Origin of the sequence: uncultured Aquimarina sp. (assembly GCF_947496855.1) — a bacterium.
In the GTDB taxonomy this organism is placed as follows: domain Bacteria; phylum Bacteroidota; class Bacteroidia; order Flavobacteriales; family Flavobacteriaceae; genus Aquimarina.
In genome coordinates, this window is record NZ_CANMED010000002.1 from 449,060 (window position 1) to 467,605 (window position 18,546).

Below are 18,546 nucleotides of genomic sequence, written 5' to 3' on the forward strand. Positions count from 1 at the left end.
ATATCTTCACCTTTTAGCTCCATTCTAAACAGAATACAACTGAAAGGATTTATTTATTTTCCTATTTTTTTTAATTCTTCTTTTACTATTTCAAAATCATTAAAATCTAATCTTTCTCCATTTGTTTCCTGATAGGTTTCATGACCTTTTCCTGCTATCAAAATAATATCGTTCTCTTCTGCAAATTGGCAAGCAGTTCTTATAGCCTGCTTTCTATCTGAAATTGAAATCATTTTCTTATAATTCTGAGGTTCTACACCTTTCTCTATATCCTCTATAATCTTCTCCGGACTCTCTGTTCTTGGGTTATCACTCGTAAAAACCACTTTATTACTTAATGTTGTAGCGATATTGCCCATCACAGATCTTTTCCCTTTATCCCTATCACCTCCACACCCCACAACGGTAATTAAAGTTTCATTATTAGTACGTATATCATTAATTGTTTCTAAAACATTCTTCAAAGCATCAGGTGTGTGTGCATAATCAACTATAGCAGTAATCTTTTTATCAGAAATTAGATATTGAAATCTTCCACTAACACTTTCTAGATCACTTAATAGTTGTAAAATCTCCAATGTTTCGAGTCCTAATAATTCTGCAGTCCCAAAAATTGCTAACAGATTATAAGCATTAAAGCTCCCTATAAGTCTTGTCCAAACTTCATTATCATTTATCTTCAACAGTAAGCCACCGAGACTATTTTCTAAAATCTGCCCTCTAAAATCAGCATAAGATTTTAGAGCATACGTATATTGCTTCGCCTTAGTATTTTGAAGCATAAAGCTTCCGTTTTTATCATCTTTGTTAGTCAATGCAAACGCCTTATTTCCTAATTCATCAAAAAACACTTTTTTTACATCCCTGTATTCTTTAAATGTATTGTGATAATCAAGATGATCATGTGACAAATTCGTAAAAACACCTCCTTCGAACACCAATCCAGCTGTACGCTTCTGATCAATCCCATGAGAGCTTACTTCCATAAAACAATATTCTACACCAGCATCATTCATTTCCTTTAGGTAGTAGTTTATTGTTAAAGAATCTGGCGTTGTATGGGTTGCCTTATATTCTAAATCATCAACAAGTATTTTCACAGTAGACAACAATCCTACTTTATAACCAGCCTTTTTAAAGAGTTGATACAACAAAGTAGCTATGGTTGTTTTCCCGTTAGTACCTGTTACTCCAACAAGTTTTAAATTCTCTGATGGGCCCTCATAAAAATTAGCTGCGATAATCGCCAGCGCTTTCTGTGCATCTTCTACCTGAACATAAACTAAACCATCAATCAAGAATTCTGGCATTGTTTCACATATGATAGCTATTGCACCTTGATTAATAGCTTTTTCTATGTAATCATGACCATCGACCTCAGTTCCCTTGATGGCGACAAACACATCATTCTGTTCGACTTTTCTTGAATCGAATTCAACCTTTTTAATGCTTGTCGTTGTGTTTCCAACCACAGCATTCATAGGAACTTTATATAAAATATCTTTTAGCTCGATCACGATAATTCTATTCTAATAGTTTGATTGGTTTGTACTTTAGCTCCTGGTTCTATAGATTGACTCTTTACTTTACCCGAGCCTTTTACTTCTACTTTTAATCCCATATTTTCTAAAAGAGAAATAACATCCATAGCGGGCATTCCTTTTAGGTTTGGCATTATAGTTTTATATTTTCGTGCTTTCTGAAAGTATTCTTCATAGCTCTTTGCTATCTCTTTGCTTTCAACTATGCTAGAAGACACCTCATCCACAACAGGAATATCATTATAAACTTTTAAAGCGATTGTTTTAAAAACCGGAGCTGCGACAATATTTCCATAGTATCCTTTTTTCTTATTAGGCTTATGAATAACAACTATGCAGGAATATCTAGGGTCTTCTGCAGGAAAATATCCCGCAAAGGAGGATATATATTCTCTTTCTTTAGCTTTCCCATAGTTACCCCAACATGTCCCTGTTTTTCCTGCTATCTGAAAATTCTCCGTCTGTATGTTATCAGCTGTTCCCCTAATCACTACATTCTTCATTATCTCCTGTACAATTTTTGCAGTTTCTTTAGAACATATTGCAGGATTAAGCACTTCTTTATCAAACCTTTCTTTGGTTTTATCCCAAGCTTTTACTTCCTTTATAAAACGTGGCTTTACCATCTCTCCGTCATTGGCAATAGCATTATAGAAAGCTAATACTTGTAATGGAGTCAACGCCACACCATATCCGTGTGCCATCCAAGGCAATGTAGTACCATACCAATCTTTATCACCGGGATAAGGAATTTTTGGTTTACCTTCACCTCTAATAGATAATCCCAATGTTTTGTGTAACCCCATATTCATTAATCGGTTCACAAACTTCTTTGGATCATTCTTATAATTTTCATCGATTATTTTTGCAAAAGCAGTATTTGATGATAATTCGAATGCTTTCGCCGCAGATATTTTGCCATATCCCCCCCATTTAGAATCCTTTACAACTCTATCATAAAATTTCACGCGACCATTCTCAGTATCTACCACATAACTAGAATCAATCACTCTATCTTCTAACGCAGCAACCAAGGCCATCAATTTAAAAGTTGATCCTGGTTCGTGAGATTCTCCTACGGCATAATTCAACTTCTCATAATACTTACCTGATTTGGTACGACCAAGATTAGAAATTGCTTTTATCTCTCCAGTTCTAGTTTCCATCACCACGACCGTTCCATGTTCCGCTTCAAACTTTTCTAATTGTGCCAATAAGGCGTGATGTGTAATATCTTGAACATTCACATCTATTGTAGAAATAACATCATACCCATCCTGAGGCTCTACTTCATTAGCATCTCCAATAGGTTTCCATTGATTCTTTGCGATTTTTTGTTTTTTACGTTTCCCTTCTTTTCCTCTTAAAAAAGGCCCATAAGCACCTTCTAAACCAACTCTGGTATAATAGCCTTGATCATCGCGGCGTTCGTACCCAACAGTTCTTTCTGCTATTTTCCCGATTGGATGCTCTCGAATTGTTCGTTGTTCTACAATCAATCCACCACGGTTTGCACCGTATTTCAATAAAGGGAAATTCTTAACACGCATGTACTGAGAATACCCAAGATTTCTTCGAATTAAAAAATACCTATTTTTGTTATCTCTAGCCCTCCTTAATACATCATCATAATGTTCTGCAGATTTACCAAACTCTTTTGACAATGCTTTAGATAACTCCTTAATATTTTCTCTAAAATCTTTATCTGTAACAGTAACAGCATCAAAACGGATATCATACTTAGGTACGGATGTAGCCAACAAATTGCCCTTACTATCATACAAATTGCCACGGTTTGCTGGTATATCAAATGTTTTGAAAACACGCTGCTCTCCCTTAGCACGATACATATCACCTTCTACGAATTGTGTCTTTGCCAGCTTTACCACAACTAAAATTGCGAAGATGAACATACATCCCGCAATGAAGTATAACCTGTTTAATATGTTTTTATCTTTTACTGCCAAAACAACTTTATTCTTTTACTATTATTTTTTGTGGTGGTTTTGTTGGTCTTTTGATTCCTTTTTTTGTCATTTTTTCGATGACAGATGATTCCATCTTTAATTGCATCAATTCTGTTCTACCATCTACAAACTGAGTTCTTAATTCTCGTACTTCATTATTTAGTTTTGCAATCTCATGAACTTTACTTTCTGCGTTATGAGAACTCGCAATCATAATGATTGCCAAAAATGACAAAAAGAGAAGCATACGCCAGTTCTTCATTGCATCATCAGCAATTAGAAACTTACCCTTTAATATATCGTATACTGTTTGCTTCAAATTCTTTTCGCTATTCTTAGTTTCGCACTTCGCGCTCTGTTATTTATTTTAATCTCCTCATCCGCAGGAATTATAAGTCCTCCCACTTTTTTGAAAGGCACAGATATATTACCATACATATCCTTTTCGGGTTCTCCTTCGAACATACCGCTTCTGATATATCTTTTTACTAATCTATCTTCTAAAGAATGATATGATATCATACTAATTCTTCCGCCTTCATCTAACACATCTTGTGTTTGCATTAAAAACTCTTTTAATACTTCGATTTCTTGATTTACTTCAATTCTAATTGCCTGATATATTTGTGCCAATATTTTATGCTCTTTATATTTTACCATAAATGGCTTTAGCACTTCTTTTAACTCTACACTCGTCTTAATAGGTTTTTCTTTTCTTGAGTTAACAATAGCTCTAGCCAGCTTAGGAGAATTTCTTAACTCTCCATACTGAAAAAACATCGTTCTCAAATTCGATTCGTCGTATTCATTGATCACATGATAAGCTGACAACTCATCACCCTGATTCATTCTCATGTCCAAATCCGCTTCAAACCGTGTAGAAAAACCTCGTTCTGCAACGTCAAATTGATGAGATGAAACTCCAAAATCTCCTAAAATCCCATCTACTTTTCGCACTCCATGAAAACGAAGAAAACGCTTGATAAACCTAAAGTTCTCATTAATCAAAACAAACCTCTCATCATCAATAACATTAGTTAATGCATCTTTATCCTGATCAAAAGCATATAATTTACCCTTCTCTCCAAGTCTTTTTAAAATCTCTCTAGAATGACCTCCTCCACCAAAAGTCACATCTACGTAAACTCCATCAGGTTTGATCGCTAGACCATCGACAGTTTCTTTTAATAAAACTGGGTTATGATATTCCATCTGTTTCATCGTCAAATCCCATTACTTCTTCGGCAAGGTCAGCAAAATCAACTGCGGTATCATCAATTACTTTTTCGTACTGATCCTTATCCCAAATTTCTATAATATTAACAGCAGAAGACAAAACCAATTCTTTTTTGATTCCTGCAAAACTTATCAAATCTTTAGGTATCAAAAGACGTCCGCTCGCATCAATTTCTACTACTTTCACTCCCGCTGTAAACCTTCGGATAAAATCATTATTTTTCTTTTTAAACCGATTTAGCTTATTCATTTTTTGCATCAAAAGATTCCATTCCTCCATAGGATATAACTCCAAACAAGGCTGAAACACAGCTCTTTTCAACACAAATCCATCTTGCAATACAGGTGAAAGTTGTTTTTTAAAAGCAACAGGGATCATCAGACGCCCCTTAGCGTCTGCTTTACACTCGTATGTACCTATAAGATTTACCACTTTTCCTTTCTTGCTGCTATAATTAGTCAAATATATTGAAAAATTTACCACTTTTTACCACAATCTACCACATTGTTAATAAGTTGTCACTCAAAAGCGAGGTCAGATATGTTCATGAACTTTAATATTTTGTTTATCAATAAAGTACTCTTAGGGTTATAAAATCTTGGTTTTGACGTATTCATGATTAAAAAAAATGACCGATTGAAAAAATCTAAAAAAATCATATCGCACTAATGATAAAAAATCTTCAAACTAATTATGAAAATGCTATATTTGCTTCTAATTCTTGTAAGAAGTATTAATGAAGCACGAATTAAAAAAAGACGGAAAATTCAGTTATCTTGAATTAGGGGAAGGCACACCAATCGTGATTTTACACGGATTGATGGGTGGCTTAAGCAACTTTGACGGTGTAAGTACTTATTTTCCAGAAAATGGATACAAGGTTCTCATACCTGAGCTTCCGCTATATGAAATGCCGTTGATAAAAACTAGCGTTGGTACTTTTGCTAAATACCTTAAAGACTTTATCGATCAGCTTGGTTACAAAGAAGTAATCTTACTGGGTAATTCTCTTGGAGGACACATTGGACTATTATGTACTAAAATGTTTCCTGAAAAAGTAAAAGCCTTAATAATAACAGGTAGCTCAGGACTTTATGAAAGCGCCATGGGTGAAAGCTACCCTAAACGAGGCGATTATGAATACATAAAAGCTAAAGCAGAAAATGTATTTTATGATCCCGCAATTGCCACTAAAGAAATTGTTGATGAAGTATATGCTACTGTTAATGATCGAAATAAGCTTATAAGAACATTAGCAATTGCTAAAAGTGCCATACGACATAATATGGCCAAAGATCTACCTAACATGAAAACTCCAACTTGTATTATTTGGGGCAGAAATGATAATGTTACCCCTCCCGAAGTTGCAGATGATTTTAATAGATTGTTACCAGATTCTGATTTATATTGGATAGATAAATGTGGGCACGCTGCAATGATGGAACATCCAGAAGAGTTTAATAAATTATTACATTCTTGGTTGCAGGAGCGTAATTTCTAATCAACTATAGTTTATGAAGATTAGTAGCGCTGAATTTGTAATGAGCAACAGTGATGTAGCAAAATGTCCAAAAAACGATTTGCCAGAATATGCTTTTATCGGGCGATCCAATGTAGGTAAATCTTCTTTAATTAACATGTTAACCAGTCGAAAAAGTCTAGCAAAGACATCTGGAAGACCTGGAAAAACTCAACTGATAAATCATTTTTTAATTAATAAAAATTGGTTCTTAGTAGATTTACCAGGATATGGATACGCAAGAGTTTCAAAATCATCTAAAAAAGTATTTCAGAAATTTATTACAGCATATTTTGCTAAGAGAACTCAGCTAGTTTCTGCGTTCGTATTAATAGATTCTAGACATGAACCCCAGAAAATTGATTTGGAATTCATGCAATGGCTAGGTGAAAACCAAATCCCCTTTTCTATAGTTTTTACGAAAGCAGATAAACTCACAAAAACAAAATTACCCTCAAACATTGAGGCTTACACTAAAGAAATGCTAAAGCACTGGGAAGAAATGCCCAACTATTTTATTAGCTCATCTTCTTCTGGATTAGGTAAAGACGAAGTACTAAACTACATACAAGATATAAATCAGAAAATGGCTAATTCTTAAGTCAATTTCTCTCTTAAAAATGCTATTAAATCTTCTACAGAATTCATCAAATTAAGTTTCTCAGCATTTACCAAAACATTCGATATAGTTCCTTTTCTCTCTAGAATAACAGGAAGCTGAAACTTTTGATATTCAACATCCTTAAGCTCTTCTATAAATTCATCTTTATACTTAAAAACAAATTCATAAGGAGTAGTTTCTCTAAACTCCTTCCATATACTGTTTTCCGAAAAATTTCCGTGTGTTAAACTACAAAGATCACAAGAATAGGTAGATGGGCTTATAATTTTATGTGCAAAACCTAAATACTTACTCCAAACATTTGAATCAGCATTGTATATGAATATAATTGTTCTTTTCAACCTTTCGACTTTTGACGCTTTAGTCGTCAAAAAGGGTAATCTCTTATATCAAAATTAGATTATTTTTCTTTTAACTCTAGTTTCTCTGCGAAATAATCACAAAAATCCTTCATTGTTGCAGACATCTTTTCATCTTGTGTAGCCCTATTAAATGTTTCGCTCATTGATACTAAAGTCTGGTGAAAAAACACCTTCATCTCATCAACAGGCATATCCTTTGTCCATAGGTCAATCCGAAGACTTTCCTTACTTTTATTATCCCAAACGGATAATAACATTGCCTTGGTTTCTTCATTTTCAATCCCTCCATCTTTAGCAGTCCAGTGTAACTTTTCTGGAACTTTATTTTCATCAAGTTCTATTTCAATTTTGATTTCGGATTTATGAGTATCTGCCATTATCTTGCGGGTTTATATTTTGAAGTATTAAAAATCGTTTCAGCATCTGTTAATAATAATTGTCGCAAAGATACATTGTTATTTTTCATATACGAGCCTACTATTTTCCAACCTATATACTGTCCTACTCTATCTGGTGCCTCCTGATCGATTTCTTCTAAATAAAACTTAGAAAAAGGTGCTGGATACAAGAATCTAGGTAACAAATCAGCTTCTGTACTATATAATAATTGACGATCAATGAAATACCTCCATATTTCTTCTTCGTTTGCTTGCATCCAAGCAAATTGATCTTCTGTATATGCCATTTTCTGACTGTCTAAAAAGCTAGGGAGAAACAAGTCTTTTAGATACATTTCTTTTCCATAATATATCATATTTGCCAAAAAAGTTCTGTTTCGTGGCAATTCAACCAATTGTCTGGCATACATAGTAGCTATATCTGGTAAAATTTGATCCCTTACAAAGTGACTTTTAAGGTACGCCTGTATTCCACTATAAAAGTGATGATCAGCTCCCAAATAAGTGTCAAGAGAAATAATTAACAAATTATCTGATAAGATAACTTTTCGTTGATAATCGACATTAGATGTTACAGTAATTACTCTTGGCTTTGTAACTTCTGGAAAATAATATTTCACGTGTTGCAAGAGCGATTGGATTTGCTCTTTTTCTGTTGAGAAATTGCTAAAGACTTTTTCTACTTCCCTATTAATTTCCAATTGTATAGTATCTTCGGTTTTTTTCATCCAAACACTATCCGGCGTTTTTTCTGGAAACAAAAAAGGATACCTCATCTTTACATCCGCCAAATTTTCTGCTGTTACGTCGGCAAAAATTCTGTCAAAACGTTCAACACCGATTTCCATAGGTATTGCTGTTATTTCTTTTTCGATTTTATTTTCTTTTGCACATGAGCATAAAATGCAAAAAACTATAACTTTTTTTAAAAACTTAGTACACTTCATTATAATATTATCATATCTACATAAATAATTAGCCTTACCCTTTAACGCCATCTTTTTTTATTAATTTTATAACCACAAATTTAATATTATCAAATTACGTTTTGCAAGATAATTGTTTACAAAAGCAATATTAACTTTAATACAATCATTACTAAAAAAATAAAATATGCAAACTGAAAAAGTAATCGACCATATTGTACATTGGTTGAAAGATTACGCGACTAAGGCAAATATTGGTGGATTTGTTGTTGGAATTAGCGGAGGAATTGACAGTGCAGTTACCTCTGCTTTATGTGCCAAAACAGGCTTAAACGTTTTATGTGTAGAAATGCCAATACATCAAGCACAAAGCCAAGTAACCCGAGCACAAGAACATATTGCACAATTAAAAAAACGATTTAGCAAAGTATCGGACACCCAAGTAGATCTAACACCAGTTTTTGAAGAATTTAAAAATTCTGTTCCAAAAAGTGGTTCTGACGCACGCTTAAACTTGTCTCTAGCCAATACCAGAGCGCGTTTACGAATGACTACCTTATACTATTTAGCCGGACTACATGGTTACTTGGTAGCTGGTACTGGAAATAAAGTTGAAGATTTTGGTGTAGGCTTTTATACTAAATATGGTGATGGCGGCGTTGATATAAGTCCAATTGCAGATTTATTAAAAAGTGAAGTTTATGAATTAGCAAGAATACTAGAAGTACCTGATTCGATACAAGTTGCTACTCCAACTGATGGTTTATTTGGAGATAGCAGAAGTGATGAAGATCAGATTGGAGCGAGTTATGACGAATTGGAATGGGCTATGAAAATGAAGGACTTAGGTAAGAAAAATGAGGATTTTTCTGGCCGAGAACAAGAGGTCTTTAATATTTATTCCCGTTTAAATACGGTAAATCAACACAAAATGATACCGATTCCTGTCTGTGAGATACCCGTTGATCTGATTTAAATAACATTTTATCGATAACTTCGTAAAAAAAAGTTTACGACTAGTAGTTCTTAGTAATTTTGCAATAAAATTAAATATCAGAATTACCCCTAGAGATGTTAACCCCTTTAAATTAAAAATTAACATTTATCAATTGTAAACAAGAATGACAAACGTACTAATCGCAGATCATCATCCTATTACTAGAAAAGGGATTGTTTCTTTACTTAGAAACTCTGAAGATTTTGAAATCATCGGAAAAGTAAGTAACGGAAATGAAATGTATGATATTTTGAAATCTAATACTCCTGACATATTGATCATGGAATTAGACTTGCCTCAAATTAATGGCATTATGGCATTGCGAACCATAAAAAAAGAATTCGCAGGAATTAAAGTTATTATTTTTAGCTCTCATCCTGAAGAAATGTACGCACTAAGTGCTATTAAAGCCGGTGCCTCTGCATATTTATCAAAAACAGTTGCTACTAAAACTCTTAAGAAAGCAATAGAGCGTGTTGCTCGTGGTGGTATTTACCTTAATGATAATCTAACTCAACAGTTAGCGAATGGTAATACCAACGAAAACAATATGGTTGTGAAATACAAGAAACTATCTTCTCGAGAAATAGAAGTATTGAATTTATTGTCTTCGGGAAAACGTAATAAAGATATTGCTAGCACTTTATCCATAAACGAAAAAACCGTTAGCACATACAAAACTAGATTACTTAAGAAACTAAAAGTAGATAATCTAGCGGATCTAATTCATCAAAGTAGATTACTACATATTAATTAAATCACACGGTTTAATTTTCTGTATAGCAGTCTTCTTAGGGTATAATAATTATTAATATCCTCGAGGATATTTCTATTATCATCAAAATTTTGGGCTTTCACTTCCTGTGAAAGCTCATTTATTTTTTCGTTAATCAAAAACCTTCTCAAATTAAGAATTGTATCAGAAACATACTGTGATACAGAATGTTCTTTCTTCTTTACATGAATCTCCATGTCTACCCATCTGTGAAGAGAGTGTCGTTCTTCGTTCATCATAATTTCTGTAATTTCATAAGCAATCTCTGGTGGAATTATATTTATGAAATGATCAATTTTAAAATCCTCTTGCTGATTTAACTGATCCATCAGAATTTTATATACTTCCTTAAATGTACTTTGTGTAAATTCAATTTCATCTTCTTGAAGATCTAGGTATATCTTCTCAAAAACTTTTGTAGTATATAATTCTGGCTCTAGAATAAGCTCTCCTTCATCATTTTCTTTCATAATAAGATCCTCAAACTCTTCTTCATGAGTTCCATATAATAATAAGATTTCGATAATCTTTTTTTCCAGACCGTTTTGCTCATTTATCTTAGGTTGCTGTTGTACTTGCTCTTTAACAACTTCTAAAGGTTTTTTAACCTCTTTTTGTTGTTTTCGTTGATCTTTCATATCAACATTACGAATTTGAGCTAACGTATCGAAAAGTACATCTTCTGAAATGTCCATAATACGTGAACACTCCTGCACATAGATTTCTCGTTTAATAACATCAGGGATTTTAGCGATGCTCGCTACCATATCCCTTACTAATTCTGCTTTTTTAATAGGATCTGTCTTAGATTCTTCTTGTAAAAGCGAAGCTTTAAATCTTATAAAATCCTGAGCATTTTCTTCTAAGTAAGCCGTCAGCTCCTCTAATGTATTTTGCTTTGCAAAACTATCTGGATCTTCCCCATCAGGAAAACTGCATACTTTTACATTCATCCCTTGTTCTAGAATCAAATCGATCCCTCTGATAGATGCCCGCATACCTGCAGCATCTCCATCAAACAAAACAGTAATATTTTTAGTAAGCCGATTTATCAATCTAATTTGATCTGACGTAAGCGCAGTACCAGAAGAAGATACCACATTTGTAACTCCTGTTTGATGAAACTGAATTACATCTGTATACCCTTCTACTAAATAACAATTATCTTCTTTTGCTATTGATTGCTTCGCGTGATATATACCATAAAGCACTTTACTCTTATGATAAATATCACTTTCTGGGGAGTTTAGATATTTTGCAGCCTTCTTTTCATTGGTCAAAATTCTTCCGCCAAAACCTAACACACGACCAGACATTGATTGAATAGGGAACATTACTCTTCCTTTAAATCGATCAAATTGCTTTTCTTCTTTTACAATGGTAAGTCCTGTTTTCTCTAAAAACTCTAGCTTATAAGCCTTTTTTATTGCTTCCGATGTAAATGCATCCCAAGTATCCGGAGAATACCCTAGGCCGAATTTCTGTATTGTCTCTGTAGTAAAACCTCGTTCTTTAAAATAAGACAAACCTATCGCCTTACCTTGTTCAGTTTTATGAAGTATATTTTGAAAAAAGGTATTTGCAAATTCACTGACCAAATACATGCTTTCTCGTTCATTAGCTTGTTCTTTTTGTTCATCAGTTTGTTCTGTTTCTTCAATTTCTATATTATACTTCTTTGCAAGATATTTTATCGCTTCAGGATAGGTGAAATGTTCATGTTCCATAAGGAATGCAACTACGTTACCTCCTTTACCACTAGAAAAATCTTTCCAGATTTGCTTAACAGGAGAAACCATAAAAGACGGTGTTCTTTCTTCACTAAAAGGGCTCAACCCTTTAAAATTACTTCCTGATTTTTTAAGCTGTACAAAATCTCCTATCACCTCTTCTAATCTGGCAGTTTCGAATACAGTATCTATGGTTGACTTGTGAATCATTAAGTAATAAATATAATATTATACAACTAGCAAAAATAAGACAATTCATCGAGACTCCATTTCCCAATTATATATACAAACAAAGAGGCTGCCTTAAAAAAGACAGCCTCCTTGTGGCTAAATTATAACTTGGATAATTTTTATTCTGCAATAATGAACTTTCTTGTTACCAAAAGTTCTTCTTTATCAGAGATAAAACGAATAAAATATGTACCTGAAGCTAAATTGCTTATATCTATTTGTTGTTGAGTTCCCTGGTTAGTAATTTCTTTTACCAGTTGTCCATACATAGAGAAAATCTTTAGATTATCAATAGATCTATCCCCAACAGTAACGTTTAACGTTCCTTTAGCTGGAACAGGATATATCTTAAATGCCTCATTATCTAAAGAGCGAAGTCCGCTAAGAGGATATGTATCTAACCTAGCACCGCCTTCTATACAGAAATCTGTAGCCTCAGAACTACCAAAATCTCCTCCAGTTACGATTGTCCCTCCAGCGCTTGATACTGTATAAGAACCATTACCAAATCCACAGCAGATACCATCTCCAAATGAATCAGAAATAGTAAATGTATACGTATCATTAGCTAAACTAGCAAAAGTTTCAGTTACAGTCGATCCATCAGGATTTGCTGTAGAATAACTATCAGAAGCCACTACAGTTCCTCCAGAATTTGTTAATGTCCATGACGTTTCCTGAGGATAATTATCAAAAGTAATGCTTAATGTCACATCTCCAGAAACACAATCTCCACCTCCTGGTCCTCCAGCAGTAGTTAATCTTACATCGTCAATAGCTGCATCAGCTCTCCATGTGTTACCTGTTACTCTATTATATCTTAACTGTAATCCGGAACCTAAATAAGCTGATAAATCAATACTAGCAGCTTGCCAAGAATTACCCTGATTACCGCTTAGACTCCAAATACTAGTCCAAGTAGCACCATCGTCATTACTTGCCTCTACATCTAAAGATCCAAAATTATCAGCTCCAAACATATGATATTGGAATGAAAAAGTAGCAGATGTAGCATCATTAAGATCAAAACAAGGTGAATTCAAAATCGCCTGCTTATTAGGAAATCCAGTTCCATTACCAGAAGCCTCTACATATATATAATTTGCCCCATCTACAGCACTAGAAGGCCCTGTATTATTAGATGGAGTACCGCCAGCGTCTACAGACCAATCGAGATCATCTCCTGCTGCTTGAGTCCAAGCACTAAGACCGGCTTCAAAACTCTCTGCATAAGGCGCCACTATTCCATTAAGGCATCCTGGGCCTGTAGTACTTTCTAATGTAGTTATACTCACAGTATTACTAGATCCTGATTCATTTCCTGAAGCATCTTTAGCAATTACAAAGAAAGAATATGTTGTTTCTGGTGTTAGACCTGTTATAGTAGTAGTTGTACCAGCAGCTGTAGTTACCACAACTCCATCTTGATAAACATCATATCCTGTTACTCCTATATTATCTGTAGATGCATCCCAGTTTAAAGTTGTTTCTCTAGCAGTTGTATTTGATGCAGCTAAGTTTGTAGGTGTAGAAGGCGCTTCTTCATCAATTATAGCAGGTTCTATCTTAAAAGCGACTACATGACTTCTTCTAACATTAGGAGCAGGACCTTTCATATATTCTGCAATATGCCAGAAGGTCATGTCATCTAATGGATCAATAGTCATTTGTCCATAATCTCCATAACGACCATCTGATCTATTATTTTGAGCATCTCCATCTGCAGAAACTTCTTCTGCCATTGTCATAGTACCAAGAGGATCATTAGCCTGACGACCTGTATATCTAAGTGAAGTAAACACAGAACTACTAACTACTGTATATGCTAATCCAATATTACCTTGAGAATCTTGTGCTATACTACCGCAGAATGCACTTAAACCATCTGGTTGTGTATAGGTACCTTCTTGAAAAATTGTCCAAGGCTGACTATCAGCAGTTTGCCTTAATTCATACCAACGAATACCCGCTAAGCTATCAGTACCATCTAAATCAACAACAAAATTTAATACTACTGAATTATGAGTTCCAAATCGTCTATACTGAGTCATATACATCATTGTAGCTTGTAAAGCATCAATATCAGGACCATTACCTGGTTCATCTAAATTCTGAAATGAACCTCCATCAAATACACTATCAAACGGAGAAGTCGTAATCTCTTGCGGTTGTGAAATTGAAGAATTACTAGGAGTAGCCCAGTCAACATCTGTTGTCCAAACTTTCAAGTGATCATTAGAAACACCTGCCCAACTATCATCTTGTAAATAAATTATAGAGTGTCCGACTCCAACTGGAGGCAATGTTGTTCCAGTAGCATTAGATCCTCCAGGGCTATAAAATCCGTTAGTTTCTGCTCCAGGAAGAGGGAAACCAATCAGCTGAGCAGATGCATCACCTGCAAGCATTTGATCTCTATTTACCACAAATACTACATCATTACTATCTGGAGCACTTTGATCCTTATTAGCAGTAATATAATATCCATCACTCCAGATAGATAATTTCTCATAATCAGGAAATGTTCCTGTATTAAAACGATATGTAAACCATCCTGAATTTACAGGATCTGATCCTTGACTTACTGCTATTAAAAATCCATTAGGAGAATTACTAAATTGCATGATAATAAATCTATCTGCAAAATTATCATAAACCACTACTGGATCTCCCAGAGACTCTCCTGGAAATAAAGTAGCTAGTGACGCTTCTGGCAGCAGAACATTACCTGCTCTATCTAAAATACCAAAACCGGAGTTAAAAGCATACACATAATGGTTAGGGCCAATTGCTCCTGTAGCGTCATTTAAGACTGTACCAATATGTGCATCAAAAGAAGCTACTGGTGCTCTCATCTGAACACCTGGTGTGCTTTTGGCTATACCAGTATAAAAAGGATCTTCTCCTTTTGGAAATCCTTTACCAGGAACTACGGTATTAGAACCTCTTCTTTTGGGAGGAGCAACATGTCCTTGGTTTTTGGCGGAAATAATGTTGTCCATTTTGGAAAACGCCTGTATTTCTCTCATATAGGCCGAAACATCAATAGTTGTGGGGCCTTTTGGTCCTACTTGGGCAAGCATACCAAAACTGCAAAGCATGAAAAATGCTACGTAATAGAATTTTGTTTTCATATATATAAAATTTGGTTAACAGTTACATAGTTATATACCAATTTCAACATAAGTAGTGTCTCTATAAACTTATATTAAGGGGAAGAAACATAAGTAAGAGTTTTAATAAAACCTTAAAAAAATTAAAATTTCAAGGGATCTAAATATATGTCATTTATATAGAGAATAAAAAAAAATAAATGTCATAAAATACTTACAATCAGTATATTACTTTAAAACCGTAATCAAATTAAGGTATTCATGTTTATTTATTTATTTAACAATTGGTGATTTTTTGTATAATATTTAACAAAAATAAAACAACTCTACTATTCATAGTATATTAGTAGAGTATCTTCAATCCCTTACAGAATACAGTTAAAATAAAATACCCTTTTTTATAAAACAAAAAAAGAGTTGTAATTGCTTACAACTCTTTCCCCGTAAAAATCGGCTAACACTAAAAAATTAAATTATACCCAATTTTGCACTTGTACGATATTTCAAATTCAAATTCTATAGAGAACCTTACCGATTATAGTAATTCTTAAAGGTCAAAACGCAACCCCAACGACACATTGTTCTGATCTACCAATGCATTTTGGAAAATTGGAGATAAATCATACTTTGCATATAATGACATGTCTCCAAAACCTACATAAGTACTTAACCCATAGATTAGATCACTGGTATTATAGTCTCTTTTAATTTTATCCTTAACTCGATCACCATCTTCTTTGTACTTTAATTTCTGGCGTGTACTAATATTTGTACCAACATAACCACCCAATCCAATCCTAAACTTTCCTGTTGTTGAGAATCGAATTTTTTCTTCTGTTTCTACTTTTTTTGAAGCTCCAAATTCCAGATGTACTGGAACCACGATATTATCCATTCTAAATTTAGATTTATCTAACTCTACTCCAAACTCTTGTAATTCTGTTTGATCTCCGTTTTCTACAAAATATCTATTATCTGTTGGTTTCAATCCATTCGATTGATATGAGATACCATACTTAATTCTCATAAAATTAGAATTCTTAAACACTCTTGTTTTCCAAGCCAAGCCTATCTCAAAAAATCGACTTCCTGCAATCTTATAATCAGAATCATCTAATGATTGCCCATCTACTATTACATTGTTCAGCCCAAAAGCTATTACCAAATCAGAATAGGTACGTCTGTCATATCTTATCTTTGATTTCTTTCCTGTATTAATATTAAACCCAAATAAGATATCTCCATCATCCTTATCTTTAGTACCAAGGCCTATTGAAATTTTACCTTTATTAGAATTAAAATAATCACTATCATTCCTTTCTATTAAAGCAATCTGATTGTTAATAATCGCCAATCTATTTTCTATATTTAATGCATGTTTTTCTGCAGCAACTTCCTTCAGTCCTTGCGCTTTTTCTGTTGTTATTTCTCCTTTTACTAATCGTTCATTAATAGCTTCTACTTCTTCTTTGAGCTCCTTTTTTTCTGAAATTACTATTTCTTCTTTTTCTTGTTTTAATATTTCTATTTTATCCAAATTATCATTCTCTTGGGCATTTAAAAAATAGGCGCTAAGCGTCATTGTCGTTAATACGACATACATTATTATTGTTCTCATAAATATTAGATTTCACTTACCCTCCCCTCTCAGTTAAGAGAGGGAATCAGTAAGATTTGATTGATGAATGTTTAATTATCTCTTTCTGCTACAGTAGTTTTTAATTTTTCAAAACCTGTTTTAAGCGCATCAAAAACACGATCTTTAAATGATTCGTCAAGCTCGGATTCTACGTCTAGAAGCAAAGCTGATGCACTTACCGCATTAGATTTTAAAATTTGTTGTGTAGTGATTTCAAGTTGAGCGTTACGCAATAATGCCTCCACTTCTGCATCCGTAACTATTCCATTACTCTTTTCGAGCTCCTTTACTTTTTCTACAACACTGGCAACTTTACTATCTATAACCTCTGTTGTAACCTGTAAAGACTTATCTCCTTCTATAATTTCATTTTTAATAGTTTCGGTCTCTGTGACAACAACTTCTGAAACATTTTCTTTAAAAACATCTTCTTGAATACTTGTTTTACTATAATCAGCTTGTATATCTTCCTTAGCTATACTACTTCTTAATATATTATTTTCTTTTTTATCATTTTTTACAATAACAACAGGTAAAGTTAGACCTTCTTCTGTATCTTGATTTTTATTTATTTCGGATGTAGATTCCTGAATCGTTACTTTCACAAAATCTGTTAACTGATCTTCTTTAGTAATCTCTTTATCAATATCAACAAGTTCCACATCAGAAGCTTTATTATCTTTATTATACGTAATAAAAACTGTTGTTATAACTAAAAATCCTACAATACTGGCTGCTATACCTAACCATTGATACTGTTTAACTTTTTTTTGACCTAATTGATCCTCTAATCTATCCCAAGATCCATTAGATGGCTGTATTGTGCGCTGCTCCAACTTCTCCTTTATACTATCTTCAAATTTTAATGGCGCCATTACTAATTTTATTTTGTTTATTTAACTTTTGCTGCAGCATTTTTCTTGCTTTAAAAAGCTGAGATTTTGAAGTGCTCTCGCTTACTTCTAGCATTTTAGCAATCTCATTATGTTTATATCCTTCTACAGCATATAATACAAACACCATCTTATAACCTTCTGGTAAACTATCAATTAACTCCTGTATCTGCTCAACTTCTAATTCTATATTGATGTTATTCCAAGATTCCTCATGATACACCGAGATATCCTCTGTAAATAATACTTGTTTTTGTTTTCTTAAGAATGATATAGATTCGTTAACCATTATCCTTCGCACCCATCCTTCAAAACTTCCTTCAAAATTAAATTGTTTCAAATTTGTAAACACCTTCAAAAAACCACTTAACATTACTTCTTCTGCAAAATGAACATCTCTAACATAACGCCTGCAAACGCTCAGCATTTTTGGAGCATATTTATCATAGAGCTGACGCTGAGCATCGCGATGCTCTTTGGTAGCTTTCTTAATAAGCTGTGTTTCGTTTTTATAAAACTGAATAACTTTCAAAGTAAAAATCAATTATTTAAGACTCTCTATTTACATAGACGTGATAAAAATCAAAAAGGTTGCC

General features: G+C 33.6%; 17 protein-coding genes. 4 read left to right on the forward strand and 13 right to left on the reverse strand.

Features of this window, described 5'->3' with window-relative positions:
• Nucleotides 1-53: 53 nt before the first annotated feature.
• The 5 genes from Q0921_RS07915 to mraZ are packed head-to-tail and all read right to left on the reverse strand — an operon-like array spanning nt 54 to nt 5,177.
• A complete protein-coding gene (locus Q0921_RS07915) occupies nt 54-1,517 on the reverse strand; it encodes a UDP-N-acetylmuramoyl-L-alanyl-D-glutamate--2,6-diaminopimelate ligase (RefSeq protein ID WP_299255724.1) in 1,464 nt (487 codons plus the stop codon).
• Complete coding sequence (locus Q0921_RS07920) at nt 1,514-3,508, reverse strand: penicillin-binding protein (protein ID WP_299255725.1); 1,995 nt, start codon at nt 3,506-3,508, stop codon at nt 1,514-1,516. The genes Q0921_RS07915 and Q0921_RS07920 overlap by 4 nt, the downstream gene beginning before the upstream one ends.
• A 7-nt stretch (nt 3,509-3,515) precedes the next feature.
• Nucleotides 3,516-3,827 carry an FtsL-like putative cell division protein gene (locus Q0921_RS07925; RefSeq protein WP_108801995.1) on the reverse strand — a complete coding sequence of 104 codons (312 nt, stop codon included), beginning with the start codon at nt 3,825-3,827 and terminating at the stop codon, nt 3,516-3,518.
• Entirely contained in the window at nt 3,824-4,720 is an 897-nt protein-coding gene (gene rsmH / locus Q0921_RS07930; protein ID WP_299255726.1) for a 16S rRNA (cytosine(1402)-N(4))-methyltransferase RsmH, read from the reverse strand. Before rsmH ends, Q0921_RS07925 begins: the two co-directional genes overlap by 4 nt.
• The gene (gene mraZ, locus Q0921_RS07935) at nt 4,707-5,177 is read right to left on the reverse strand and encodes a division/cell wall cluster transcriptional repressor MraZ (RefSeq protein WP_299256129.1); all 471 of its coding nucleotides are present in this window, start codon (nt 5,175-5,177) and stop codon (nt 4,707-4,709) included. Before mraZ ends, rsmH begins: the two co-directional genes overlap by 14 nt.
• Before the next feature lie 304 nt (nt 5,178-5,481).
• Between mraZ and Q0921_RS07940 the strand changes: the two genes are divergently transcribed.
• Together Q0921_RS07940 and yihA are read left to right on the forward strand one after the other, a co-directional pair.
• On the forward strand, nt 5,482-6,246 hold the full coding sequence (locus Q0921_RS07940) for an alpha/beta hydrolase (protein ID WP_299255727.1): 765 nt from the start codon (nt 5,482-5,484) through the stop codon (nt 6,244-6,246).
• 13 nt (nt 6,247-6,259) lie between these two features.
• On the forward strand, nt 6,260-6,865 hold the full coding sequence (gene yihA / locus Q0921_RS07945) for a ribosome biogenesis GTP-binding protein YihA/YsxC (RefSeq protein WP_299255728.1): 606 nt from the start codon (nt 6,260-6,262) through the stop codon (nt 6,863-6,865).
• Here the strand turns inward: yihA and Q0921_RS07950 are convergent.
• Genes Q0921_RS07950 through gldB form a run of 3 tightly spaced genes read right to left on the reverse strand, consistent with a single transcriptional unit; the run spans nt 6,862 to nt 8,593 of the window.
• Nucleotides 6,862-7,227, reverse strand: a complete 366-nt coding sequence (locus Q0921_RS07950) for a GTPase (RefSeq protein ID WP_299255729.1) — start codon at nt 7,225-7,227, stop codon at nt 6,862-6,864. The genes yihA and Q0921_RS07950 overlap by 4 nt on opposite strands.
• A gap of 59 nt (nt 7,228-7,286) precedes the next feature.
• The gene (gene gldC, locus Q0921_RS07955; protein ID WP_299255730.1) at nt 7,287-7,625 is read right to left on the reverse strand and encodes a gliding motility protein GldC; all 339 of its coding nucleotides are present in this window, start codon (nt 7,623-7,625) and stop codon (nt 7,287-7,289) included.
• Nucleotides 7,625-8,593 (reverse strand): gliding motility lipoprotein GldB, encoded by a 969-nt coding sequence (gene gldB / locus Q0921_RS07960; protein WP_299255731.1) that lies wholly within the window; start codon nt 8,591-8,593, stop codon nt 7,625-7,627. Before gldB ends, gldC begins: the two co-directional genes overlap by 1 nt.
• Before the next feature lie 166 nt (nt 8,594-8,759).
• Between gldB and nadE the strand changes: the two genes are divergently transcribed.
• Both nadE and Q0921_RS07970 read left to right on the forward strand, forming a co-directional pair.
• Entirely contained in the window at nt 8,760-9,548 is a 789-nt protein-coding gene (nadE, locus tag Q0921_RS07965; RefSeq protein ID WP_299255732.1) for an NAD(+) synthase, read from the forward strand.
• 145 nt (nt 9,549-9,693) lie between these two features.
• A complete protein-coding gene (locus Q0921_RS07970; protein WP_299255733.1) occupies nt 9,694-10,326 on the forward strand; it encodes a response regulator transcription factor in 633 nt (210 codons plus the stop codon).
• Here the strand turns inward: Q0921_RS07970 and dnaG are convergent.
• From dnaG to Q0921_RS07995, 5 genes are all read right to left on the reverse strand, one after another.
• A complete protein-coding gene (dnaG, locus tag Q0921_RS07975) occupies nt 10,323-12,284 on the reverse strand; it encodes a DNA primase (RefSeq protein ID WP_299255734.1) in 1,962 nt (653 codons plus the stop codon). The genes Q0921_RS07970 and dnaG overlap by 4 nt on opposite strands.
• Before the next feature lie 140 nt (nt 12,285-12,424).
• Entirely contained in the window at nt 12,425-15,439 is a 3,015-nt protein-coding gene (locus Q0921_RS07980) for a T9SS type A sorting domain-containing protein (RefSeq protein WP_299255735.1), read from the reverse strand.
• Between the two features lie 526 nt (nt 15,440-15,965).
• Nucleotides 15,966-17,036: a hypothetical protein gene (locus Q0921_RS07985; protein WP_299255736.1), complete on the reverse strand. Its 1,071-nt coding sequence runs from the start codon at nt 17,034-17,036 to the stop codon at nt 15,966-15,968.
• A 71-nt stretch (nt 17,037-17,107) separates the two neighbouring features.
• Nucleotides 17,108-17,932 (reverse strand): hypothetical protein, encoded by an 825-nt coding sequence (locus tag Q0921_RS07990; RefSeq protein WP_299255737.1) that lies wholly within the window; start codon nt 17,930-17,932, stop codon nt 17,108-17,110.
• Nucleotides 17,913-18,482, reverse strand: coding sequence for an RNA polymerase sigma factor (locus Q0921_RS07995; protein ID WP_299255739.1), 570 nt, complete (start codon nt 18,480-18,482; stop codon nt 17,913-17,915). The genes Q0921_RS07990 and Q0921_RS07995 overlap by 20 nt, the downstream gene beginning before the upstream one ends.
• Nucleotides 18,483-18,546: the final 64 nt, after the last annotated feature.